Annotated in this window: 19 protein-coding genes and 1 riboswitch; of the genes, 8 read left to right on the top strand and 11 right to left on the bottom strand. The window is 42.8% G+C overall.

What is annotated here, in order from left to right; all coding sequences use genetic code 11:
- Nucleotides 1–8: 8 nt before the first annotated feature.
- The 4 genes from polA to ACKI5G_RS08750 all read right to left on the bottom strand — a co-directional run bounded on the left by polA (nt 9) and on the right by ACKI5G_RS08750 (nt 5,737).
- Complete coding sequence (gene polA / locus ACKI5G_RS08765) at nt 9–2,702, bottom strand: DNA polymerase I (RefSeq protein WP_407399542.1); 2,694 nt, start codon at nt 2,700–2,702, stop codon at nt 9–11.
- A 63-nt stretch (nt 2,703–2,765) separates the two neighbouring features.
- The gene (locus ACKI5G_RS08760; protein WP_407399540.1) at nt 2,766–3,902 is read right to left on the bottom strand and encodes a L,D-transpeptidase; all 1,137 of its coding nucleotides are present in this window, start codon (nt 3,900–3,902) and stop codon (nt 2,766–2,768) included.
- A 122-nt stretch (nt 3,903–4,024) separates the two neighbouring features.
- Nucleotides 4,025–5,404, bottom strand: a complete 1,380-nt coding sequence (locus tag ACKI5G_RS08755) for an amino acid permease (RefSeq protein WP_407399538.1) — start codon at nt 5,402–5,404, stop codon at nt 4,025–4,027.
- A 108-nt stretch (nt 5,405–5,512) separates the two neighbouring features.
- Nucleotides 5,513–5,737: a hypothetical protein gene (locus ACKI5G_RS08750; protein WP_407399536.1), complete on the bottom strand. Its 225-nt coding sequence runs from the start codon at nt 5,735–5,737 to the stop codon at nt 5,513–5,515.
- A gap of 380 nt (nt 5,738–6,117) precedes the next feature.
- Here ACKI5G_RS08750 and ACKI5G_RS08745 point away from each other — a divergent pair, with 380 nt between their 5' ends.
- Both ACKI5G_RS08745 and ACKI5G_RS08740 read left to right on the top strand, forming a co-directional pair.
- Nucleotides 6,118–6,726, top strand: coding sequence for a chromate transporter (locus ACKI5G_RS08745; RefSeq protein WP_407399534.1), 609 nt, complete (start codon nt 6,118–6,120; stop codon nt 6,724–6,726).
- A gap of 14 nt (nt 6,727–6,740) precedes the next feature.
- Nucleotides 6,741–7,304, top strand: a complete 564-nt coding sequence (locus ACKI5G_RS08740; RefSeq protein ID WP_407399532.1) for a chromate transporter — start codon at nt 6,741–6,743, stop codon at nt 7,302–7,304.
- Nucleotides 7,305–7,358: 54 nt separating this feature from the next.
- Here the strand turns inward: ACKI5G_RS08740 and murI are convergent, their stop codons facing one another.
- On the bottom strand, nt 7,359–8,192 hold the full coding sequence (murI, locus tag ACKI5G_RS08735; RefSeq protein ID WP_407399530.1) for a glutamate racemase: 834 nt from the start codon (nt 8,190–8,192) through the stop codon (nt 7,359–7,361).
- A gap of 77 nt (nt 8,193–8,269) precedes the next feature.
- Here murI and ACKI5G_RS08730 point away from each other — a divergent pair, with 77 nt between their 5' ends.
- The 4 genes from ACKI5G_RS08730 (at nt 8,270) to ACKI5G_RS08715 (ending at nt 12,073) form a co-directional block, all read left to right on the top strand.
- Nucleotides 8,270–9,268: a site-specific integrase gene (locus tag ACKI5G_RS08730; RefSeq protein WP_407399528.1), complete on the top strand. Its 999-nt coding sequence runs from the start codon at nt 8,270–8,272 to the stop codon at nt 9,266–9,268.
- Nucleotides 9,269–9,317: 49 nt separating this feature from the next.
- Nucleotides 9,318–9,779 (top strand): hypothetical protein, encoded by a 462-nt coding sequence (locus tag ACKI5G_RS08725; protein WP_407399526.1) that lies wholly within the window; start codon nt 9,318–9,320, stop codon nt 9,777–9,779.
- A gap of 127 nt (nt 9,780–9,906) precedes the next feature.
- Nucleotides 9,907–11,154 carry a uracil permease gene (uraA, locus tag ACKI5G_RS08720; protein ID WP_407399524.1) on the top strand — a complete coding sequence of 416 codons (1,248 nt, stop codon included), beginning with the start codon at nt 9,907–9,909 and terminating at the stop codon, nt 11,152–11,154.
- Between the two features lies 1 nt (nt 11,155).
- The gene (locus ACKI5G_RS08715) at nt 11,156–12,073 is read left to right on the top strand and encodes an RluA family pseudouridine synthase (protein ID WP_407399522.1); all 918 of its coding nucleotides are present in this window, start codon (nt 11,156–11,158) and stop codon (nt 12,071–12,073) included.
- Nucleotides 12,074–12,167: 94 nt separating this feature from the next.
- On the opposite strand, the gene fba is transcribed toward ACKI5G_RS08715, so the two are convergent.
- The 3 genes from fba to ACKI5G_RS08700 all read right to left on the bottom strand — a co-directional run bounded on the left by fba (nt 12,168) and on the right by ACKI5G_RS08700 (nt 16,810).
- On the bottom strand, nt 12,168–13,136 hold the full coding sequence (fba, locus tag ACKI5G_RS08710; protein WP_407399520.1) for a class II fructose-1,6-bisphosphate aldolase: 969 nt from the start codon (nt 13,134–13,136) through the stop codon (nt 12,168–12,170).
- A 151-nt stretch (nt 13,137–13,287) separates the two neighbouring features.
- Complete coding sequence (locus ACKI5G_RS08705; protein ID WP_407399518.1) at nt 13,288–15,963, bottom strand: 3'-5' exonuclease; 2,676 nt, start codon at nt 15,961–15,963, stop codon at nt 13,288–13,290.
- 145 nt (nt 15,964–16,108) lie between these two features.
- On the bottom strand, nt 16,109–16,810 hold the full coding sequence (locus ACKI5G_RS08700) for a hypothetical protein (RefSeq protein ID WP_407399516.1): 702 nt from the start codon (nt 16,808–16,810) through the stop codon (nt 16,109–16,111).
- 221 nt (nt 16,811–17,031) lie between these two features.
- Here ACKI5G_RS08700 and ACKI5G_RS08695 point away from each other — a divergent pair, with 221 nt between their 5' ends.
- Together ACKI5G_RS08695 and ACKI5G_RS08690 are read left to right on the top strand one after the other, a co-directional pair.
- Entirely contained in the window at nt 17,032–18,597 is a 1,566-nt protein-coding gene (locus ACKI5G_RS08695; protein WP_407399514.1) for a sensor histidine kinase, read from the top strand.
- A 37-nt stretch (nt 18,598–18,634) separates the two neighbouring features.
- A complete protein-coding gene (locus tag ACKI5G_RS08690) occupies nt 18,635–19,336 on the top strand; it encodes a response regulator transcription factor (protein WP_407399512.1) in 702 nt (233 codons plus the stop codon).
- An 83-nt stretch (nt 19,337–19,419) separates the two neighbouring features.
- Here ACKI5G_RS08690 and ACKI5G_RS08685 read toward each other — a convergent pair whose 3' ends face one another.
- The 3 genes from ACKI5G_RS08685 to ACKI5G_RS08675 form a co-directional block, all read right to left on the bottom strand.
- Nucleotides 19,420–20,832 (bottom strand): alanine/glycine:cation symporter family protein, encoded by a 1,413-nt coding sequence (locus ACKI5G_RS08685; protein ID WP_407399510.1) that lies wholly within the window; start codon nt 20,830–20,832, stop codon nt 19,420–19,422.
- 104 nt (nt 20,833–20,936) lie between these two features.
- A riboswitch (glycine riboswitch) is annotated at nt 20,937–21,039 on the bottom strand.
- A 229-nt stretch (nt 21,040–21,268) separates the two neighbouring features.
- A complete protein-coding gene (locus ACKI5G_RS08680) occupies nt 21,269–22,396 on the bottom strand; it encodes a Fic family protein (protein WP_407399508.1) in 1,128 nt (375 codons plus the stop codon).
- A 531-nt stretch (nt 22,397–22,927) separates the two neighbouring features.
- A partial coding sequence (locus tag ACKI5G_RS08675) for an autotransporter outer membrane beta-barrel domain-containing protein (RefSeq protein WP_407399506.1) occupies nt 22,928–24,006 on the bottom strand: 1,079 nt, incomplete at its 5' end.

Here is a 24,006-nt window from a genome sequence, read left to right as displayed (position 1 = left end):
CCCCCTTATCACTTGGCCTCAGCCCAATTTTTACCCATGCTAATATCAATGGAAAGTGGAACACTTAATGACACTATATTTTCCATAGCATCCTTTAAAATGGATTTCACAGCTTCAATCTCGGACTCAACCACTTCCAAAACGAGCTCATCATGAACCTGAAGAAGTATCCTGCTTTTCAGCTTGGCATCATTAATCATCCTATGTGCTTTAATCATTGCCAATTTGATAATATCAGCTGCTGTCCCCTGAATAGGTGTATTCATGGCCATTCTTTCCGCCAACATACGCTGCATATAATTAGAGCTATTAATAGATGCAAGCTCACGGCGACGTCCATAGGCGGTCTGAACATAACCCTTGGCGTGGGCCTCCTCAACTACCTTATCTATAAATTTCTTAACGCCCTTACATTTTTCAAAATAGCTATCAATATAGCCTGCTGCTTCCTTGCGGGTAATTCCCAAATCCTGTGATAAACCATAATCACTGATACCATAAACAATACCAAAATTAACTGCCTTGGCATGACGGCGGAGTGTTGGAGTTACTTCATCCATAGGAATTCCAAAGACCTCAGCTGCCGTACGTGCATGAATATCCTCATTATTATTAAATGCCTTAATAAAATTTTCATCCTGGGACATATGGGCCAAAACCCTAAGCTCAATCTGGGAATAATCTGCACTAAGAAGATAATCATACCCGGCACCTGGCTCAAAGAGCTGACGGATTTTCTTTCCCTCCTCAGTACGAACAGGAATATTCTGCAAATTAGGATCTGAACTGCTGAGTCTGCCTGTGGCTGTAACAGTCTGATTAAAGGAGGTGTGAATCCGGTTAGTTCCACTGTCGATGAGCTGGCTTATACCGTCAAGATATGTAGATTTCAGCTTAGTCCAAAGGCGGTAGCTTAAAATTTTCTCGATAATAGGATGTTCACCACGAAGCTGATTAAGCACCTCTGCATTGGTAGAATAACCAGTCTTTGTTTTTTTAATCACTGGAAGACCTAATTTTTCAAAGAGAACCTCCCCCAGCTGTTTTGGAGAATTCACATTAAAGTCCATACCAGCCAACTCACGGATTTCCTTATCAAGGTCAGCTATTATCTTGCCTACAGCAACAGACTGCTCATGAAGATTTTTCCGGTTCACATAAATACCGTTTTTCTCCATATCAGCCAATACATATACCAACGGAAGCTCCATATCATTGTAGAGCTTGTCCAGCTCCTTTTCCTCAAGCCGATGAAGCATATCTTCACTAAAACGCTCCATGGCAAATGCCTGCCATGACACACTATTATATATATCAGTCCCCTTCTCAGGAGCAGTAAGAGAAGGCGCAAAGGCCGCTGCCAACTCACTTACATCATATTTGGAGCTTACAGGATTCAGGAGATAGCCAATGAGCTCCAAATCGTAAACCTTGCCCGTAACTTCAACATTGGCATGATAATAATTTTTTAAACCATGAATATATTTAACCACTGACTCATCAGAGAACAATACCTTTAAAATCTTCCATAGCTCATTTTCTGCAACAAGCTCATCAAAAAACAGAGAATCATGTTCAAAATCACCCATGGATGAAACATCTACAAAATAACGCTTACCATTTACAGCAACACCTAGCCCGGTCAAAGCTACGGAAGGAACCTTGCCACTGAAAACAGCAGCCGCATTTATTTTACCGGCCTGACGGCATTCATCCACCAGCTTCTTGGCTCCAGAAGCATCATTTATCACCTGGCACTCCAGGAGCTTTTCTTCAGAAACCGCTTCCACTACCCCGCCTTCAGAAATAAATGGCTGGATTGCCTTTAGCATAGACTTAATATTGTAACGTGTATAAAAACGGGTAAGCTCATTACCGTCAGTAGTGATTTTAAAGGCGGCATCGTCAAATTCCACAGGAACCTCCAAGCAGATAGTAGCCAGTTTCTTTGATAAAATGGCCATCTGCTGATTCTCACGGATATTTTCTTTTAGCTTTTTCCCGGCAATTTCCTCCACATGAAGGAGAACCTCCTCCACGCTGCCATAAGCGGCCAACAGCTTTGAAGCTGTCTTTGGGCCCACTCCCGGAACACCTGGAATGTTATCAGAGGTATCGCCCATAAGCCCCTTCATATCAATGAGCTGAATAGGATCCAGGCCATCATATTCCTCCCGGAAGGTGGGAACATCATAAACCTTAAGCTCAGAGATGCCCTTCTTGGTGAAAAGTACACTTAAGTCAGGCTTAACAAGCTGGAGCGCATCTCTATCCCCAGTAACAACATAGGCCTCACAGCCATTATCCACAGCCTTGTTGGCCAAGGTGCCAATAATATCATCAGCCTCATAACCAGGCAGCTCCACCAGAGAAATCCCCCATGCTTCAGCCATTTCATGCAATAATGGAATCTGGCTCAAAAGTTCAGGAGGGGTAGGTTTTCTGGTGCCCTTATATTCAGTAAACATTTCATTACGGAACGTCTTTTTTCCCGCATCAAAGGCAATAACCAAATAATCAGGCTTCCACTCAGTCATGAGTTTTACCAGCATATTGGAAAAGCCATAAATAGCATTGGTATATTCCCCGGACTTGGATTCCAAAAGTGGCAAAGCATAAAACGCCCTGTACAAAAGAGAACTTCCATCTAAAATAAAAAATTTCTTTTTCAAAGTGATACCCCCATCTATATGCTTAAACATATAGGCACAAGAAAGCAGAGATATAATATACCTCTGCTTTGATAAAACAAACTTACTAAAAAATTATTTTTTTCCCGATTCTACATTTCTGTTAAATACGGCAGTTTCATTAACCTTGGTTCCAGATTCACTATTTTTAACTTCCTCAGTCTTTTTAGGCGGATTGGTTTTATACACCATGGAATTACTGGAGTATTTACCACCATTTATGTTAAAAACAGCTTCTGCTTCATCAGCATTGATATAAAGAACATTCTTAAAATCATTAACAGTGGCTGTACCATAGGATGTTCTCACCATGCCGGCATCCTTATCAGTGTAAACTGCCATATTCAGGGCCTCAGCCATCTGATATAGCGGCAAATAATAGATGCCATCCTTCTGAATAGCCTTCCATTCCAAGGTCTTACCATTTACGGTCAAGTTGAAAGGCCTTGCCACAAATGTAGGCTGGCCATCCTCCGCAGCAATCTTCTCTTTTATGGCATCATCACTTTCAAAACATTCCACACCATAACCGTGAAGCCATTCATTGATCTGCTCCACAGAAAGTGGCTGACAGTCATAAGCGTCTGGATAGATGTAATACACCACTGTGCCGTCATTTGATTTTTCCATAACACAGCGATTGTAGTAAACCTCCACAGGAGTGCCTACCTCAACCCGTTCATACAGGTCCTCCACGTCATCCTCCAGCATACGGATACAGCCCTTGGAGGCATAGGTGCCAATGCTGGATGGGTTATTTGTACCATGAATACCATAATAACCATTAAATCCAATCCAACGATACCCCAGTGGATTAGATGGACCGGAAGTAACCACATTTGTGCGATCAGCAGGATCAATCCAAGTAGGATTAACCTCTTTCTCACTAACCTTATAATAACCTACCGGAGAACGATTGGTATATTTGCCACAAGCTATAGGATACAGCTTGGTCTTAACGCCCTTTTCATATAAATAGAGCCCACGATTGGCCAAATTTATCATAATTTTCGTGCCATCATTAACCTTTGGTATCAATTCTTCCTCATGAAGCTCCACCTGTGCACTTGCCACAGCAGCTGCCTGTTCTCTGGTAACATCAGCTACATTAATATCTATTCCCTCTGGTTCAGCTGCCCAGGCTGTACCATACATAAACATTGAAGCTGCACATATTATGCCAGCCAATGCTCTCATCCTAATTGCCATCATATTCATCCTCCGGACAAAATAAATTACATCTCTAAGTTTATCATGGCGACTTATTTTTTTCAATGTAAAAAACATAAGAAAAAGCCCTTCTCAGGTGCTTACTGAAAAGGGCTCAGAGATATTTAGGTATTCTTCATTTGCTCAATGCGTTTCTTCTTTTTTCGCTTCCAACGACTATGTTCAATCTTATAAATTACCATAGGGATTATCAGGCTGATAGCACCGAGATATATTGTCTCCCGAAGCTCCGGCTCCGATGCCACTATGATGATACAGATAACCTGAGCCCAAATGCCGAAATGAGTGACAAATGGGAAGAACGGAGTCCTGTAGCGAAGCCTTTCCACAGAATTTCTTGCCTCACAATGCTTACGGAAATTGTACTGGCTCCAGCAAATTGAAATCCAGGCAATAGCTCCGGTGAAACCGGACAAGGAAAGTAGATATGTATATGCCATGTCACTGGTATCAAAGCTATAAAGCAATATAATCAGCCAGCAGGTGGCAATGGTAACCACCACAGAATTCTGAGGCATACCGTTTCTATTAAGAGTTGACAGCTTTTTGGGAGCCATGCCAATCTTTGACAAGGAGTAAAGGGCACGGCTGGTGCCATAAAGACCAGAATTTGTACAGGACAAGGCCGCTGTCAGCACAACGAAGCTGAAAAACGCTGCAAACTTATCCAAACCATATTCAGCCAATGCCACTGCAAATACGCTTTCCTCAAGGCTCGCCTTATCCCATGGCAAAATGGAAATCAATACTGAAATAGGGATAATATAAAGAGCAATAATACGCCATGTTACATTACGCACTGCCAAAGGGATACTCTCCTCAGGCTTTTCACATTCACCAGCTGCCAAACCGATGATTTCAGTACCCTGAAAATTTACCAAAATTATAGTCATGGTTACTATAATTGCCCAGTAACCATTTGGGGTAAAACCACCGCTGCCGAGCAGCAATGTAGTTCCCAGATAGCCCTGATCACCGATTAGGCCAAGTATTATTAGAACGCCCACAACAACGAAAGCCATCAGGGCAATAATTTTTATAATAGCCAGCCAAAACTCGCTTTCGCCAAATTTATCCACCTGAAACAGGTTCACCAAAGTAACTAGCAGACAAAATAGAACAGCCCACCAAAGCTGACTGACCTCTGGCACGAAATTATTCATTATTATGCCGGCGGCAATCATTTCTGACGGAACATAGGAAACCCATGTGACCCAATATGTCCAGCCTACACCACATGCCCATGTTGGATTAATATACTTTCTGGCATAAGTTACAAAAGAGCCCGCTATAGGTTCAGCTACCGCCAATTCTGCCAAACAAAGCATGACACATAGTACAATGGCGCCTCCTAACAAATAGGAAACTATTGCAGCCGGTCCTGCTTTTTCCAGAATATAGCCGGTACCAAGGAAATATCCGCTGCCAATTACACCACCTAAGGAAATAAGCTGTAAATGGCGATTCTTCAATCCCCTTTTCATTCCTTTTTCTTCCATTGTCTCACTAACACAACCTTTCATTTATCGATATACAGATAGTGCAAATATCTCGTTAAATATACCACGTTTAAGACCACAATACTATAAAAATTATTTTTTATCTAACAAATCCTTTTTCCCTCTATCATCGTTGATGTCATCATATCCTTCTGACTCCTCGTTAGAGTTATTATGCTTTTTGTTGTACATAATCATGGCCACCACTGCTACCGCAATTCCCATCATACTTGTAATAGCAGATACATTTTCCGGAGCAAATTCGGAAATAAGCCAGAAGACCAGAACCGCCACAAGACAAAATTTTAGGATATTCATAATCATTAGTCCTTTCAGAGAATACTTTTCCATTAATATTGTAACACTAAAATGTAAACTTTGCAGTTTTTAATCTTATTTTAATCTTTGTTTCATATTCATTTAATTTATAAATAGTAATATTATTCTACATCGTAGGGGAGTGATTTTTCCCCTATGAAGGTTAATCAAGGTTAATGTAACAGACAAACCTCTCCAATTGCTTGTTACACAAAAAATACCTTGATGTAGATCCCATTATCATTCCTTCTCCGTGGGAAGCCCCTCATCTCCAAGGGGCTTCTTTTATTTTGCATTTTTTCATCATAAATCCTTATTTTTGCATTTTTAAATATTATATATTAGAATTGTATGATGAATTAATTTGTAAGGAGTTATCTATGAGTAATGAAAACCAACAGCTGGATGAAGCAGTAAATAAACTTCATATTGTCCCTGGTACCCGACACTTTTTCTGGGTCCTGTTTAAATCCACCTTTCTGATCAGTGCCTTCACTGTAGGCGGTGGCATGGTAATTATACCACTTCTTAAGAAAAAATATGTGGATGAATATGGCTGGATTAACGATAAGGACACCTTGGACATTACTGCCATCGCTCAGTCCCTTCCGGGCGTAATGGCTGTTAACGCTTCCATAATGCTTGGTTATAAAATGGCAGGTTTTATGGGGACATTGGTAACCATATTGGCTACTGTACTTCCTCCACTTATTACCATTACAATTATCGCTTTTTTTTACGATCTCTTTGCCCACAACTACTATGTACAGATGCTTTTAAAGGGCATGCAATGCGGTGCCACCGCTGTTATTATTGATGTGGGACTTAATCTGGTATATAAGCTGTTCAAGAAGAAGCTGTTACTTCCAATATTGATTGCTGCCGGTACATTTATAGCCTCTCTCTGTTTCAATGTAAATCCTATGTACTGTGTCCTGGTGGATGCAATCATTGGGCTTATACTGTTGAGAGATCCTAAATACAATTGAGAGGAGGCTGGCAGATGAATATATTACTTCTTTTGTACTGGGAATTTTGTAAAATTGGCCTGTTCTGCGTTGGTGGTGGCTATGCCTCCCTCCCTTGGATTCAGGCTGCCGTTGTGGATAATTATCACTGGATTACCATGACAGAATTTATTGATATTTTCACCATTTCACAAATGACACCAGGGCCTATTGGCATTAATGCAGCTACCTTTGTAGGAACAAAAATTGCGGGGACACCGGGAGCCATTGTGGCAACCCTTGGCTTTGTAACGCCATCCCTTATTTTATGCCTTTTGATAACCTATCTGATGAAAAAATATGGTGAGCTCAGTTCCATAAAGGGAATCTTAAACGGACTTCGTCCCGCTGTGGTTGCCCTCATCTGCACCGCTGCCCTTAGCTTTATATGGCTTTCCGTATGGAACACAGAAAGCGTTCCTACAAATTTTGCCGACTTCGATTTTAAGGGTATAATTATTTTATTAATTGCTATGATAGCTGTAAAAAAGAAGGTAAGTGTTATCACCCTGCTGTTTGGCAGTGGAATTGCAGGATTAGTTCTTGGTTTACTGATGTAAAAACATGCTACTTAGGAATATAGGCTGGTGCAAAAATGCATCAGCCTATATTTATTAATCAAGCTTTAAAGTATAAAGTTTTTTTGACAGCTCAATCATTTTAGGATCATCAGAGCTGTTAAGCCAGGTAATTGTTCCCGGCTTCATAGAGGTATTAATCATATTTCTGGAATACAGCCGTCTTCTAAGCTGTCTGGCTGTGCCAGCAGCTCCATCAAATATCTTCACCTTATTATCGAAAAGCTCACTTATTACCTTTCGCACAAAAGGATAATGGGTACAGCCAAGAACTACCCCGTCAATTTGCTTGCCATCCAGTTTACTGAAATACCCCATAAGGAATTCTCTCAGTGCTGGGGAATCCAGTTCGCCACGTTCCACAAACTCAGGAAGTCCAGGCAGTGGCATCTTGATAATTTCAGCTCTGTCCCTCCATGTTTCCATTAATGTGGCAAACTTCTGCTCCCTAAGAGTAGCTTCTGTAGCCAACACCAACACCCTGCCTCCGGGACAGTTAATTACAGCAGGCTTTAATGCAGGCTCTATGGCTATAATCGGAAGCTGAGGATATTTTTCCCGAAGTCTCTTTCCAGCAGCACTGCTGGCTGTATTGCAGGCAATAACAACAGCCTTTGCGCCTCTAGCCAGCATTTTATCTACCACGTCAGATGTAAGCTCGTATATTTCCTGGGTACTTCTGCTGCCGTATGGAGCATTTTTGGAATCTCCGTAAAATATATAGTTTTCATTAGGCATAAGCTTGGTTATTTCCCTTAGGACACTAATTCCACCCATACCTGAATCCATAATTCCTATAGGATTTTCCGAATTCATTTTATCAAGAACCTTTCCATTAATGGTATATTTCAATATTTTACTATTATACACCTATACGCCTCCTTGATAAAGGCACTACTATTGATTTACAGAGTTTTCTTGTATAAAATATGAATGGTGAATTGTTTATGAATATTCGTGATGACTTTCTACTTTATAAAAACGACAATATAAATCAAAATGTAAAGCTGTCTGCCAAAAGTAAACGTAGGATGAGTAAATCCAAGGCTGATAATACTATAAAATCCTATTCAGCTGACTGGAATGACTTTACTGACTGGTGCGAGGCCCATGAGGTACCGCCTCTCCCTTGCACAGCTGAAACTATAGTTAACTACATTAATGATTTGGCAGACCATGCCCATGCCAATACGGTTTCCAGGCGCATTACCGCCATTTCGGAAAATCATATTGCAGCTGGCTTTTACGACAACAACCCAGCCAAGGACGGTATGGTTCGCAATGCCATGCAGGCCATTCGCCGGGAAAAGGGTACCTTCCAGCATGGCAAGGCCCCTATACTGATGGAAACTATGTCCCTTTTGGCTGATCTTTTTGATGCAGGAGATTTGGTATCCATTCGCGACAAGGCATTATTATTTCTTGGCTTTGCGGGTGCCTTCCGACGCTCTGAGCTGGTTGCTATACAGCTTAGGGATATCACCTTTTCCCCACAGGGTATGGTTATTTTTATTCCTCAGTCAAAGGGTGACCAGCTGGGACACGGAAGCCAAATTGCCATTCCATACGCTCCTGATCCCCATACATGTGCTGTAATTGCTGTACAGGATTGGATTGAGGCAGCAAACATAAAGGACGGGCCACTTTTCAGAGGCTTTAAACGTAACCTGGATCCACGGGAAACACAGCTTTCCGACAAATCAGTGGCAATTATCGTAAAAAAATACATGGGCATGCTGGGAATGAACCCTGATGATTTTGCTGGTCATAGCCTGCGTCGTGGCTTCGCCACCTCTGCAGCCCAGCACGACCTTGATGCACTTTCCATTATGAGACAAACCAGGCATAAGTCTGAAAAAATGGTTCACCGATATATTGAGCAGGGTAATCTCTTTAAGGAAAACCCTCTTAACCGTATGTTTGGACCTGCACATAGAAAGGATTAGTTTTTAAATGTCTAAATCACCAAGTAAATTCTTTATGGGAATTGGTATTATGTTAATCTTGTTAGGTGGCTTTGGTTGGGGGTTCACTTATGTTTTTGACCATCGCCCTGCGGATAATCTTTCCGGCTATTGTGATATTGACTTCCAGACCGGAGTAGATATAAATGGCAAGATTAACAGTGCCACCCTCACTATTCAGGACTATCGTTATTCCAGTGCCAATCTGCTGACCGCTATGACCATGATCTGCGATGACGATACCTACACCATGGAAGCTGCTGTCCGCCAAACTCCCCCGAGCTATTCCCTGGCATTCTATAACGACAAAACCACTTTAAAAAATACCAACAAGCTCTTTGTGGAATTTCCTCCTGAATCCTTCGATTCCATGCGAAAGGCCGAGGTTATTACCATTCAGTTCGCTTATGACAATGGTGACAAGGTATCATTGCCACTTAGTGAGCCGGATATGGAATACTGGAAGGACCATCTGAAGGACCAGCGAAAATAATTTATTATTATGTATACATGAACAACTTGTCAAAGTTTAATAGACAAGTTGTTTTTTTTGTGTTAAAGTCTTATAGGGTTTTTTTGAACCCACTTTTGTTTATTTACTAAAAGGAGTGTTTTTATTAATGAGTGAGAATCGAGTAATTCAGGTCCATGAGAGGCCACCTATTACAAAAACTATTCCGCTATCTTTACAGCATTTATTTGCTATGTTTGGTTCTACTGTGTTAGTACCAATTCTGTTCAATGTAAATCCTGCAACTGTACTGCTGTTTAACGGTATCGGTACATTGCTTTACTTGATTATATGTAAGGGGAAGATTCCGGCATATCTGGGTTCCAGCTTTGCCTTCATTTCTCCTGTATTTGCAGTATTATCCCAGTTCAACTATGAGGCTGCTCTTGGTGGTTTCATTGCCGTAGGTCTTGTTTTCGTTATTGTGGGCTTAATTGTTAAAGCCGTAGGTACTTCCTGGATAGACTTCATCTTCCCGCCAGCTGCCATGGGCGCCATTGTGGCCGTTATCGGTCTGGAGCTTATGCCAACTGCGGCTAAGATGGCCGGTCTCACCGAAGCAGAACCTGATATGAACAACATTATCGTGGCTGTTGCTACTCTGGCCATTACTCTTTTCTCCCAGATCGTGTTCCGCGGCTTTTTGGGTATTATTCCAATTCTTATTGGTATAATCTGCGGTTACATCATTTCTCTGGGCTTTGGCATTGTTGACCTTAGCGGTATTGAAAAGGCACCATGGTTTGCCCTGCCTACCTTCTATACCCCAGAATTCAATCTTACTGCCATAACCATTATCCTTCCTGCAGCACTGGTTGTTATCGCTGAGCATGTTGGCCATCTTTTCGTAACCAGTAACATTGTAGGGGCTGACCTTACCAAGGATCCTGGACTTGACCGCTCCATTATCGGTAACGGTATCTCCACTATCTTGTCCGGTTTCTTCGGCTCCACACCTAATACCACCTATGGCGAGAACATCGGTGTATTGGCAATTTCCAAGGTATTTTCCACTTGGGTTATTGGTGGCGCAGCAATCTTTGCTATTATTTTGTCCTGCTTCGGCAAGCTGTCCGCTGCAATTCAGAGTATTCCTGTTCCAGTAATGGGCGGTGTTTCCATGCTGCTCTTCGGCGTAATTGCCGCTTCTGGTATCCGCGTTCTGGTGGATGCCAAGATTGACTACAACCAGCCAATTAATTTGATGCTTACTGCTATCGTTCTCGGTATCGGCGTATCTACCGCCAGCATTACCATTGGCTCTACCACCTTGGCCGGTATGTCCCTGGCTACCGTTGTGGCAATTATTCTCAGCATCTGCTTCAATGTAATCAAGAAGCTCCGCGGAGAGAACTAAAATGAACATCACTTACGAAGTTAAGGATAATGAAGCCCTGACCCCTGTATCGGTCAGGGCTTTTCTTAGAAGCAGCTGTGGAGTCTCCCATGGTCTCTGGCGACGTCTTAAATGGAACGGAACCATTTTAGTTAATGGTGAAAAAGTTAAGGCCACTATGGCAACTGTAAAGTCAGGAGACAAAATCACCTGCATATTGGAAGAAGAATCCTCCATTGTTCCCGCAAGAATTCCCCTGGACATACGCTACGAGGATGATTACCTTATTATTTTAAATAAACCAAATGGTATTCTGGTGCATCCCACTGGCGGTGACCATGATAATACTTTGGGAAACGGCTTAAAATATTATTACCAGCTAACCGGGCAGGATATTGATTTTCATCCCGTACACAGGCTGGACCGTAATACCACAGGATTGGTTGTGATAGCCAAGCTGCCCCAGCTACAAAGTGCCCTTACCCAGCCAGGCCCTCGCATAAAGGGAAATATGAAGGAGCATAATATTACCCAAAAATTCTTTCACAGAAGCTATTTTGCCCTGATTGATGGCATTCTGCCCCAAAGAAAGGGAATCATAGATTTACCCATTGCCCGCCACCCAGACAGTATCATTCAGAGAATTTGCTCCCCAGATGGTCAATATGCAGAAACCCATTATGAAACCGTGGCAATCAATAACGGCAAATCCCTTATTAAGCTGGAGCTGAAAACCGGACGGACTCACCAGATAAGGGTTCATCTGGCCTCCATTGGATTTCCTCTACTGGGAGATGATTTATACGGCGGTAATCATGATATAATCAACCGTCAGGCCCTCCATGCCTACCATCTGGAGGTATTTAATCCACTTAACGGAGAAACTGTTTCTGTGTATTCAGATATTCCCCAGGATATGATTAAGGCCTTTTACAAATAAATTGAATTAACAAAAAACATAATGATGCTTTTACGCACCCAAAAAGGACCAGCCCCACGGGCCGGTCCTTCATTTTTTAAAAAATATTAAGCTATTAAACGTCGATTGCCTTGCCATCGGAGCCAAGAACATTTCTGATCTTATGAGCAACAATATCCTGAATATTCTGGCGAGCTGGTTTCAGATACTGACGAGGGTCAAAATGCTCCGGATACTTGGCCATGTGCTCACGAATACCAGCAGTAAGGGCAAGACGCATATCAGAATCGATATTAATCTTGCAAACAGCACTACGGGCAGCCTTGCGCAGCTGATCCTCAGGAATACCGATAGCATCCTTTAAATTACCACCAAAGTGATTAATAATCTCCACATACTTAGGCACAACAGAGGAAGCACCATGAAGCACGATAGGGAATCCAGGCAGACGCTGGGAAATTTCCTCTAAAATATCAAAGCGCAGATCTGGTGGAACAAGCACACCCTGCTCGTTTCTGGTGCACTGCTCCGGTCTGAACTTAAATGCGCCGTGGCTGGTACCGATAGCAATAGCCAAGGAATCTACGCCTGTGCGGGATACGAACTCCTCTACATCATCAGGATCGGTATAGGAACCAGTTGTCACATTTACATCATCCTCTATGCCTTCCAACTGACCAAGCTCACCCTCTACCACTACGCCGTGTGCATGAGCATACTCTACAACTTCCTTGGTGATAGCAATATTTGCTTCAAAAGAATGTGCAGAGCCGTCGATCATAACGGATGTAAAGCCACCATCAATACAGGACTTACAGGTCTCAAAATCTGCACCATGGTCCAAATGCAGGGCAATAGGCACTGTGCTGACCTTCAGGGCAGATTCAACCAAACCAAACAGGTACTCTGCACCAGCATACTTTCTGGCACCGGCAGAAGCCTGCAGAATAACTGGAGACTGGGTTTCTTCAGCAGCAGCAACAATTCCCTGAACGATCTCCATATTGTTTACATTGAAAGCACCAATGGCATAGCCGCCCTCGTATGCTCTCTTAAACATCTCTTTGGTATCAACTAATGGCATAAAATAATACCTCCCTCTCTATTGGAATTTCTCTTATTTGGTATTATAGCATACAAACCCTTTAAATACTAGGCAAATCATCAAACAAATCTGTTGATTTGTGGTATTTTTCGCAATAAATACGAAAAAACAATTTTTACCACTTTATTATTTACTGACAATTTTCAATATTTTTCTGAGGAAGGGAATAGATAAACCTGCATGGATTGATGTTTTTTGACCGCTCCAAGGCAGAAGTAAGATACAACGCCTTCTTCGCCCTGGTAATTCCCACATAAAACAGTCTGGCCTCCTCATCGAAATAATCCGCATCTATGGCGAACTTACTTGGAAATACTCCTTCCTGGAGCCCTGCAAAGAATACCTGATCAAACTCAAGTCCCTTTGCCTGATGGACAGTTATAATAGGAATCTTGGGATGGGATGCCAGCATAAGATCGAATTCAGTATTGGAAAGGGATGTAAGGGTCAGCAGATTCTTTATACCATCAAGACAGGACATACTTTTGTCGTCCCGCTCCCGCATAAAGCGATATAATTGGCGAAGATTTCCTACCTTACCGTTGGACTTGTTGGAGGTGTTATTTCGTATATCCTCATTAGTATAACGCTCCAATATGCCCACCTCCCTGATGACCTTGTTCATCAAGTCATGCGGTCTCATATCATACATATCCCGCTTATATTCATTAATCTTGTCCGCAAAAGGAGCAAAAAGCTTGGAATATTTAGCAAAGAAACGACGCCGCTCATCTATACCATCAATAATATTATTGTTTACTGCATATATAAGAATTTCCCCGGTAGCCGAAATATCATCAAAGGCATCATGGGTTGACTTATGACTGACTTTAACAAACTCCCCTACTGTAGACAGCTTGTGGTTTTCCAGCTTCGGGTAAAATCTACGGAAAATATCCAAGGTATCATAATGAGCCTGACACTGCAAACCTTCCAGTCCCAAACGATTAAACTGGCTTGCCAATATTGTCAAATCATAGCCAACATTATGCCCCACAATGACGCTATCCCTGGCAAAAGCCAAAAACCTCTGAAGGCCTTTTTTAGGATCCACACCCTCCTGCTGCAGCTGTTCATCAGTAATATGATGAGTATTTACGGACTGTCCCACAGACTTTGTTGCTTTCAAGAATAAATTCAGCTTATCCAGAACCTTTCCTGTCCTATCAATTCGTATTGCCGCAATCTGAATAATTTCATCTTTGGAAGTGTCCAGGCCGGTGGATTCCACATCAAAAACCACCACATTGCCTCTTTCCAGCTCACGGCGCAGCATTTCAAAGGGTTCATCGTATTTGATAGTAGATGGATGAATCATATCACTGGGGCGAATCCCCAAGGTCATGGCTTCCTCCGACTGTAGCTTTTCGATGGTCCTGGCACCTATACCCTTGGCGTATTCCTTAGCTACACGGCAAATACTGGTATCATCCCATTCGTTAATCAGCATGTTAAATACAGCCAAAACATCCTTTATTTCCTGCCTGCGAAAGAAATGAAACTCGTCCACCAGCATGAATTCAAGGGGGAAATCTTCAAATATTCCCTTTTGGAGCATCTGATTTCTCTGTCTTGTTTCCATAATCTTACTGAAGCAATTTGACAACCGCTTATTATATACATTGGAACGGGTCAAAATACATACCTTGGACAAATCCTGAGGTCGCAAACGCTGGAGGGTATTATAAATCCAGTCAGCCTCTATATATGTATCCCTAAAGGTGGCGTGAACAATTCTCTCCCCTTCATTATCACTCATAGCCATGGCATCGTCCGGAAAAAAGTTTGTAACCTTATCCGGGAAACGCTTTTTTAAATACTGATATGAGCTGTCCAAAAGTATTCTTGTGGAGCGATAATTTTTATTAAACACAATCAGCCGTGGCTGATACTCTCCATAAAATTTGTCAAATATTAAATCCGGCTGGGAGCCACGCCACTCATATATAGTCTGGAAAAAATCACCGCACATAATAACATTATTCTGTCCAAATAAATGCTCCAGTACACTGTACTCCAAACGTGAGGTATCCTGAACCTCATCGATACACCAATATTTATAATAGGAGCTCCATGCCCTTTGTACTTCAGGATTTTTCAAAAGCTCATAGGCAATATTGATAAGATCGCAAAAGTCCATGCCATGGGCCATTCTAAGGGCATTATCATAAGCACAAACCAGCATACCGCCTCTATTCTGGAATTCCATAATAAGGGCGTTGCATGATTTCCAATTAATACGGCTGGCATCCGAAAACCTTTGACCGTTTTCCATCAGCAGGCGGTCAATAACCCGCTGATAATCCTCACCGGCCTCATCGCTAAAATAGTCATACTCTCCCCGATACTCCTTCACCAGGGCGATAATCTTCTGAATAGCCCCGGCCCAGCCGGTTTGAGAAGCCATATCTGCCATTTCCGGCACATTTTTGATAATTTCAAGACAGTCTTCCTCATCATAAATGATGGAATCTGCTGAAATACCAATATCTCTATGCTTTGACTCCTGACGGATAATTTCGTAACAAAACCCATGGAAGGTCTTGATGGTAACATCATTGGCGGCTTCCCCCACCACCTCCATAACACGATTTTTCATTTCGCTGCAGGCCTTATTTGTAAACGTCAGACAGACAATTTCCCGGCCCTCCGCCCGCTTTTCTTTAATAATATGGGCTATTCTATAGGCTAATGTATTGGTTTTTCCCGTACCTGCCGAAGCAATCAGCAAAATATTGTTATCTAATTCGTTGACCACATCAAGCTGGTTATCGTTTAAATAGTTCGGCTGTTTATTATAATCCATTAACATATTCTCCACTTGCCAATGTTTCTTAAACTATATATTATTGTAAATAAACAGCAGGATAAAAACAAGTGTTTGTAAAAATAAAATCAGAGGAAGCATCTCACTCCCTCTGATATATTTGTCTTTTATCCTATGAAACAGCTTATCTATGATGGAACCATCCGTTACCAAAGGCCCGGCAATTTAACACCTTACCCGTTACTGCATCTACATGGACCATATAGTTAACATCGTTCGCCTCGCAGATTACAGAATACATTGGATGAAATTCAATTTTTGGCCGTTCACCATTTGTTTTTTTATCCTGTTCGGCTGCCTGAGCTTTATTATCAGTATTATTTACCTGATTATCAGGCTGGAAACTGCCCTGCCATCCGCCACCACGATAACGGTGTCCATAGCCTGACCCCCAGTGACCGTCATAATTATCTTTATTGTTATTTTGTCCATTATTATCCTGATTACGGTTTTCATCCCAACCATTACAGTACGGACCAGCACCATTGCGCCCCGGGCCACGATGTCCGTTAAACCGATGACCCATTCCCATATAGTGATTTGTTGGTCCGTCACAAAGGAAGATTTCCTTCCAGGTAATACCGGAGGCATCCACCCCCATAGCCTGGGCAGCGGCTTCCTTAGCCTGTGACTCACTGATTACTTCGATATTGTTTTCATTCAGCCTTGTTTCCACAATTTTGCTGTTGGCCTGAACAACGTTATGGAACTCCACCAGCTTCTGCTGATGACCGTACCAGCCTAACCCACCTAATGCTACGACACAGGCCACCATGGCCACACCGGCCTTCTTCATTGTACCACTTGAAATAATTTTGTTATCCATAATAAATTCCTCCTTGAACCACTTTTCTCTTTTCATTGTTCCCTTATTGGGTACACCTGAAGTATAAAACTATATTCTAAACAAAACATAAACTGCATATAAATATTTTGATACATATCATTTTTTCCCGTTTAGATTTTTGTTAGAATTATGACGTATACTTAACACTATATAAAAAAGCTTTATTGAGAAAATCATCAGATAAAAAAGGAGCAATTATTATGCGACTTCGGGACATTTCCCTGCGTAAGCGGTTATTTATAGCCAACTTCATGATGGTCTTTATTCCCTTTTGTTTGCTGGTAATTATCGGCGGCAGCCTGTTTTTGGGTATGCAGCTGATGGGCGGGTCAGACCAGGACAAGGTAAATTCCATGTGGCCTGAAAAGGGGCCGGCACCATCCATTCAATTTGCCATCAGTGCCATAAAAGTAAAAATTGAACACTACAACCCTGATGCTGTTCCACAGGGCCAAGGGCAGGGACACGGTCATGGTATGGGAATGCATCGCCAGCGCATGATGAACGGCAATTTCAACAAGAATATAGAGCGTGACCTCATGGCCTTGGAAAAGGAAAACATCCAAAGTGTGGTAACAAGGGACAACACGCCAATATATGTATCCCCCGGCATTGATGCCAATACTCTGATTCAAACCGTGACGGAACGCAGCCATGGGGCCCCTATGATGCTATGGGACAACGATATTTTTCTCTTTAATTACCAATCCAGTGATAAAAGAACACAAATTTATTCATATGGACCGGCTCCACTACTGCAACGCGGTGAGCCACCTATGCCCAATCCACGCCATGACTGGAATTCTATTCTTACAGGGATAATGATTATTGCCATAATTTTTATTATATTGCTTGGCCTGTACCTGTCCCGCCTGTTATCCCGTCAAATACTGGAGCCGTTATCAGCCCTCCGGCGGGCTTCGGCAGAAATCCGGCAAGGCAATCTTGATACTCCGGTGGAAATTCAGGCTCAGGATGAATTTGGAGAAGCCTGCCAGGATTTTGAAGCCATGCGCCTTGAATTAAAAAAGGCCCGGGAACAGCAGAAAAAATACGAGGAAAACCGCAAGGAGCTGATTGCAGGTATTTCTCACGACCTGTCCACGCCCCTCACCTCCATGAAGGGCTATGCCAGCGGTATACTGGATGGAATTGCCAAGACACCGGAAAAGCAGCGGCATTATGTGGAAATGATTCTCCAGGGGGCCTTCACCATGGAAAAGCTGGTAGAAAGCCTGTTTTTATTCTCAAAGCTGGATTTGGGACGAATTCCATTTACCATGGAAACAGTCGCTCTGCGAAATTATTTTACCGATTTTTACAATGAGCAAAAGCCTCTCCTGACAGAAAAGAACATTAATCTCACCATGGAAATGAATTTACCGAAGGAAGAAGATGGACTGGTTTCCATTGACAGAATCCAATTCCAGCGGGTTATAGATAACCTTATCAGCAACAGCAGTAAATATTCCAATAGGGATGATGTAGATATAAAGATTTGTCTTGAATCCCGTAATAACAACCTTCGTATCACCTTTGCCGACAATGGCCCGGGAGTACCGGCGGAAGATTTGCCAAAGCTCTTTGACAGCTTCTATCGCACCGATCATGCCCGTAGTAATGTGGCCAAGGGCAGCGGTCTGGGACTGGCCATTACCAAGCGAATCATTGATGGTATGAAGGGAAAAATTCGGGCTGAGTCCAATCCATCTGGTGGCCTTTGCATTATTATTGAATTGCCACTGACTAACAATGATAATCTGTAACATACACAAATTCAACATTTTGCAGGAGGAACAGCAAATGAAGCGCATATTAATTATAGAAGACGATCCTGGAATTGCAGAACTGGAAAGAGATTATCTGGAAGCCAGCGATTTTCAGGTGGATATTGAAGCTGATGGTATCAAAGGACTTAGCAGAGCCTTGGTTGAAGATTTTGACCTGCTTATTTTGGATGTTATGCTACCTGGTCAGGACGGCTTTCAAATCTGCCGGGAGTTGCGTAAAGAGAAAGAATTGCCTATACTAATGGTGTCGGCCCGTCAGGAGGATATCGACAAAATACGGGCCTTGGGACTGGGAGCCGATGATTACGTCAGCAAGCCCTTTAGTCCCAGTGAGCTGGTAGCCAGAGTAAAGGCCCATCTGGCCCGTTATCAACGGCTGACCAAGCTATCCAGCGATTCATCGCCAAAAGTGAAGGCTATCCACCGTGGCGACCTGGAAATACAGCCGGAAACTCACATGGTTTACCACAAGGGACAGGAAATCACCCTCACCAACAAGGAATTTGAGCTGCTCCTGTTTATGGCGGAAAATCCGGGCATTGTTTTCAGCAAGGATAAGCTTTTTGATGAGATATGGGGCCTGGATGCCATGGGTGATACGGCTACTGTAATGGTTCACATTAACCGCCTTCGGGAAAAGATAGAACCAAATCCCTCCTCCCCTATATATATTGAAACAGTATGGGGGGCCGGCTATCGGTTCTGCAATAAATAATATACGAATATTGACCACACTTAAAAAGCGGCTGTAATCGGTACAAAATACCGAATACAACCGCTTTTTTTATTTAAGCTTAATTAATTCTCAGTCTGCACAATATATTCATTTTCTTCATCTTCCTCAAGGTTGGAAGTATCCACATGACTTACTACTACACTGCTCAATGCAAACAGAGCCAGGGAGTTCGGAATAACCATGAGATTATTGAACATATCCGTAAGCTCCCACACCAGATTGTTGGACAGGCAGGAGCCAAGGAATACAAACACAATGGCAATGAGGGAGAATACCTTAACAGCGGATTTTCCCATCAGATATTCCACATTAATCTTGGCAAAGAGATTCCAGCTAAGAATAGTGGAAAAAGCGAAGAACAACAGGCTGACAGCAATAAAGGCACTGCCCAGGCTGCCACCAAACAGGCTGCCGAAGGCCAACTGAGCCATATTGGTCTTGGAAACGCCCTCAGCGGCACCACCGGCCAATACGCCATCACCAGTATACAGGGTGGTTACAACAACCAAGGCCGTCATAGTAAGTACAACAAAGGTATCAATAAACACACCAACCATAGCTACCACACCCTGATCATGTGGTTTTTCCACATTGGCCAAGGCATGTGCATGTGGAGTGGAACCCATACCAGCTTCATTGGAGAACAGACCACGCTTTACACCCTGACTGATAGCGGTCTTGATAGCCATACCCCAGCTACCGCCGATAATAGCATCAGGATTAAAGGCATAGAAGAAAATAAGGGAAACAGCCTCCGGAACTCTATCAATGTTTGCCAAGAGAATAACTGCACCACCGATAAGATAGAAAATTGCCATAATAGGAACCAGCTTCTCAGTAATTCTGGCAATACGATTGGTACCACCGATGAACACAAAGCCGGCCAATAAAGCGATGACAATACCGACGCCCCAGGCAGGAATACCAAAGGCGGCCTCACTGGTCTCACCGATGGAATTGGACTGAACCATGCAGCCCATAAATCCAAGTGCCAAGGTAATGGCTACGGCAAAGAAGGCTGCCAAAAATTTACCAAAGGAGCCTGGAAAAGCGCGACGGATATAGTAAACCGGTCCACCGAGAACTGTGCCGTCCTCCTTAACGACACGGGTCTCCTGGGCCAACACAGCCTCGGCATAGTTGGTGGCCATCCCGAAGAAGGCAATAATCCACATCCAGAAAATGGCACCAGGTCCACCGGTGAGAATTGCACCGGAAGCACCAACCACATTACCGGTACCTACCTGAGCTGCTACCGCAGTTGCCAATGCCTGAAATGAGCTCATGCCGCTTTTTCCGTTATCACCATGAAGGGAGAAGTTGCCAAAGAACCGTCTAAAGCCTTCGCCCAGGCAGCGAACCTGAACGAAACGGGTTCTGATGGTATAATACAGCCCCAAACCAATCAACAGAATACAAAGAATGTAATCTGATAAATACGTATTAACCATTTGTACGATTTCCAATAAGTCCATAATCATATCCTCCAAAAATAAAAAGAGTATCCTCCGAAGAAGATACTCTATAGGACAATCAAATAAACAACGCCATATAACTTCTAGAACATTACTGGCTGTTACTCATTATCACTGTCTTTTTGCCTGAGAGATTCAGCTTACATATAAAATGTAAACCTTGCACCTTCGGCACCCAATTTAATGGGATTCTCCAGAGTATCCTCCATCACCAGTCTGCATAGCATTCTGATGACTTCTTCGGATTAATGTAGTTAACATGGAGTAATATACCACTGTTTTATGTTCATGTCAAGCGGATATATGTAGTAAATATGGAATACCGCAGAAAGTCCCCCAGTAAGTCCTTCCTTCTTACCGGCAAAACCGCTGAGGTTCAGATCAAGGGTAACATTACTCTTTTCCCCAGGCCGGAAGGTGGCACCGATTTCTCCCCTTACGCTTCCCGTACCACAAACCGATATTTCCCTTTGCGAAGACCACGAACATTTTCAATAATACCCAGCTTCAACATTTTCTTTAGCAAGACGGAAGCAGGGCTTGGCGTTATTGTCAAGGTGTTTACCACCTCAGTACGGCCAAATATTCTTTCTTTACCAAAGATATCATATAGGCTCATAATGTTGTTCCTTGTCTTGACAGTACATTTTGCCTCATCCAGCAAAGACAATATCCTGTTTTTCCCATCAATGTCCTGTTGAATGTCCTGTTTTGATGGTGAATGTGCCGTTTCTGCCTGCCAATCAATATGCAAATACCGATTTTTCAGCTCATTGTCCTCACCCATCAGCAAATTTCTAAGGAATTTTTCCAAAAAGGTAGGTGTTTCATGTACTCCATTTTGTAAATTGCTGTAGTTGGCCCGCACCAAAGCATTACGGAAGTACCATGAATTATCTGCAAATAAGTCATTGGTAACATTAAAGCCCAAGCTACGCAGATATTTTATGAGGAAAACTGCTGTTGTCTTGGTATTGCCTTCACCAAATATATGGATCTGCCACAACTGGGATATGAATTTGGCCAGATGATTTACTATTTCGCTCATGGACAAGCCTTTATAGCTAAATTCCTTCTCGGTGCGAAAATCATAATCCAAAATTGCATTTAATTCCAAGGCTCCTCCATGAGTTACCGAAGCACCATTTAGTACCCATTCTTTTTTAGTTATGTTGTAATCACGAATTTTCCCGGCATGGGAATACACTCCTGTAAATAACCGCTGATGAATGGAAATATACTGGGCAGGAGAAAAAACGAAGGATTCTTCCCCAAGAATTTCCGTTATTCTTGCCGCGACCTTGTCCGCTTCCTCTGTCCGTTTCTGTACTCCCTTGACTCTGTCCTGCTTGTAGTAACTATCTATAAGCTGCTTGGCCTCAGCAATATTTATACGACCTTCAATATTATCCTTGGCTGTTTTTAATAAATACTCTGATGTTCGGAGATTATCTACCTTCTGCAGGCCAATGGCAGTTTTCCAGGCATGGGCCTTTTGTGCTTTATCCGGCTCACCGGAAATGTAATATTGAGCAAACGGATCAAGTATTTCATTTTCTACCATGCTTACACCTCCTACAATTTACAGATTCTTTATTCTCTGCCATGAATATCCCCCTAATTAATTAAGTACTGGTTCAAAATGCCACAAGTCACACCTTTAGGTATTTTTCCACACATTTCAATGGTAATTCTTTTTTAAGTTTATGCCAATAATTTATTAGAAAAAAGATGATATTGCCGTCGCTAGTTATAAAGTGTACTAAAAAAGGCCCTGCCTATTGATAGACAAGGGTATTAATACGAGTTAGAACAATATGGAAGGTGTTACCATAGAGGTAGGCGGTCAATCCTAGCCCCTGAGAGGGGGTATTGCCTATGACGATATATGACTTTTTAACAGTTGTATTTCTCATTGCAATCTGTATTGTTGCAATTAAATCATAGCAATAGAAAAACCGCCACGGCTACCAACTGAGACGGCTTTTCTATAAACTGTTTCTTGTTCGGGGCTGACCGTCTATCGGTAGCACCTTTTTCTTAGGTTCATTATAGCATTTTTAGTATAATCTTGAAAGTAACTTTTTATCCGATTTTAAATATGGAATACCGCAGAAAGTCCCCCGGTGAAGCCCTGTTTCTTCCCGGCAAATCCGCTGAGATTCAGATCAAGGGTAACATTGCTCTTTTCCCCAGGCTGGAAGGTGGCACCGATTTCTCCCCTTACGCTGGTTCCGCTGATGTCTGCACCGCGGATAGCCACACCATCAGCAAAGCCTGATGCCCTGCCGCAGAATTCATGCTCTACAGCCAGTCCACCGTAGTAATTAATATTATCGTTCTGCTTTACGGTGTATCTGGTTCCTACACGAAGAACGCTGGATTCCACTGCATCAAGGTCGTAGTGACCACCGGCATCAAAGGACACACTGCCCCTATGGTTATAGAAATACTTGGCATAAAGGTCCAATACAGCCGTCTTGTTCAGCTTGATTTCACGGCCAACACCGATATGGGCACCCCAATAGGTGGCATCAGTGGTATAGCTGTATGGATTTCCTGCTGCATCCCGAAGCACGTTATTGGCATCATCATGAATAGAACCGGCCCGTAGACTCCCCTCTACATAAAAGCCGTTATTCTTCTGCCACTTGCCTAAGATACCGCCACCAGTATAGCGGGTGGAGCCATCGCCCCGTTCATCACCATTAAAGGTGCTATAGTTTCCAGTACCGTATTCAAAGAAGGCTCCGTACTCTGTGGTGGACAGCTTCTTTTCGTTTTTGTGCCCAAGGGCCAAAATAGCATTCCATGTATGGGTCTTTACATGAGAACCGGTTTCCACATTCATGGAGCCACCACCCATATTGGCATAGGTGGCCATACCGTCAGTGCCTGTATTTCCTGCCATAGAAAGGCCCTCAGTAGCTGCACCTACGAAATCATTACCGGCAGAGAGAGCTGCCATACCTACTTCAGCTCCCATAACTGTATTATGTGTCTGCTCCTGGACAGTCAGGGACTCAACCCCAGTCTCAGCAGTGAAAATCAAATCTTCTCCCATCAGTGAAGCCTTGCCCTCACCCCCAAGAGTGGAACCCACCTTGTACTTGGTGCCTGTGATTGTGCCAATGTTTTCGCCAAAATTGGAAATCAGTGTCATTGTTTTATTGG

Source organism: Anaerovibrio sp. (assembly GCF_045637405.1).
Classification (GTDB): domain Bacteria; phylum Bacillota; class Negativicutes; order Selenomonadales; family Selenomonadaceae; genus Anaerovibrio.
Note: the sequence above shows the minus strand (reverse complement) of the source record. Positions and strands in the feature narration are given on the sequence as shown.

Bases quoted from the DNA above. Each gene is read 5' to 3' on its own strand.
- ACKI5G_RS08745 (WP_407399534.1), top strand. From the start codon at position 6,118: ATGAGTAATGAAAACCAACAGCTGGATGAAGCAGTAAATAAACTTCAT.
- ACKI5G_RS08760 (WP_407399540.1), bottom strand. From the start codon at position 3,902: ATGATGGCAATTAGGATGAGAGCATTGGCTGGCATAATATGTGCAGCT.
- ACKI5G_RS08715 (WP_407399522.1), top strand. From the start codon at position 11,156: ATGAACATCACTTACGAAGTTAAGGATAATGAAGCCCTGACCCCTGTA.
- ACKI5G_RS08755 (WP_407399538.1), bottom strand. From the start codon at position 5,404: ATGAAAAGGGGATTGAAGAATCGCCATTTACAGCTTATTTCCTTAGGT.
- ACKI5G_RS08750 (WP_407399536.1), bottom strand. From the start codon at position 5,737: ATGAATATCCTAAAATTTTGTCTTGTGGCGGTTCTGGTCTTCTGGCTT.
- fba (WP_407399520.1), bottom strand. From the start codon at position 13,136: ATGCCATTAGTTGATACCAAAGAGATGTTTAAGAGAGCATACGAGGGC.
- ACKI5G_RS08725 (WP_407399526.1), top strand. From the start codon at position 9,318: ATGTTAATCTTGTTAGGTGGCTTTGGTTGGGGGTTCACTTATGTTTTT.
- ACKI5G_RS08690 (WP_407399512.1), top strand. From the start codon at position 18,635: ATGAAGCGCATATTAATTATAGAAGACGATCCTGGAATTGCAGAACTG.
- ACKI5G_RS08730 (WP_407399528.1), top strand. From the start codon at position 8,270: ATGAATATTCGTGATGACTTTCTACTTTATAAAAACGACAATATAAAT.
- ACKI5G_RS08740 (WP_407399532.1), top strand. From the start codon at position 6,741: ATGAATATATTACTTCTTTTGTACTGGGAATTTTGTAAAATTGGCCTG.
- uraA (WP_407399524.1), top strand. From the start codon at position 9,907: ATGAGTGAGAATCGAGTAATTCAGGTCCATGAGAGGCCACCTATTACA.
- ACKI5G_RS08705 (WP_407399518.1), bottom strand. From the start codon at position 15,963: ATGGATTATAATAAACAGCCGAACTATTTAAACGATAACCAGCTTGAT.
- ACKI5G_RS08695 (WP_407399514.1), top strand. From the start codon at position 17,032: ATGCGACTTCGGGACATTTCCCTGCGTAAGCGGTTATTTATAGCCAAC.
- polA (WP_407399542.1), bottom strand. From the start codon at position 2,702: ATGTTTAAGCATATAGATGGGGGTATCACTTTGAAAAAGAAATTTTTT.
- ACKI5G_RS08685 (WP_407399510.1), bottom strand. From the start codon at position 20,832: ATGGACTTATTGGAAATCGTACAAATGGTTAATACGTATTTATCAGAT.
- ACKI5G_RS08700 (WP_407399516.1), bottom strand. From the start codon at position 16,810: ATGGATAACAAAATTATTTCAAGTGGTACAATGAAGAAGGCCGGTGTG.
- ACKI5G_RS08680 (WP_407399508.1), bottom strand. From the start codon at position 22,396: ATGGTAGAAAATGAAATACTTGATCCGTTTGCTCAATATTACATTTCC.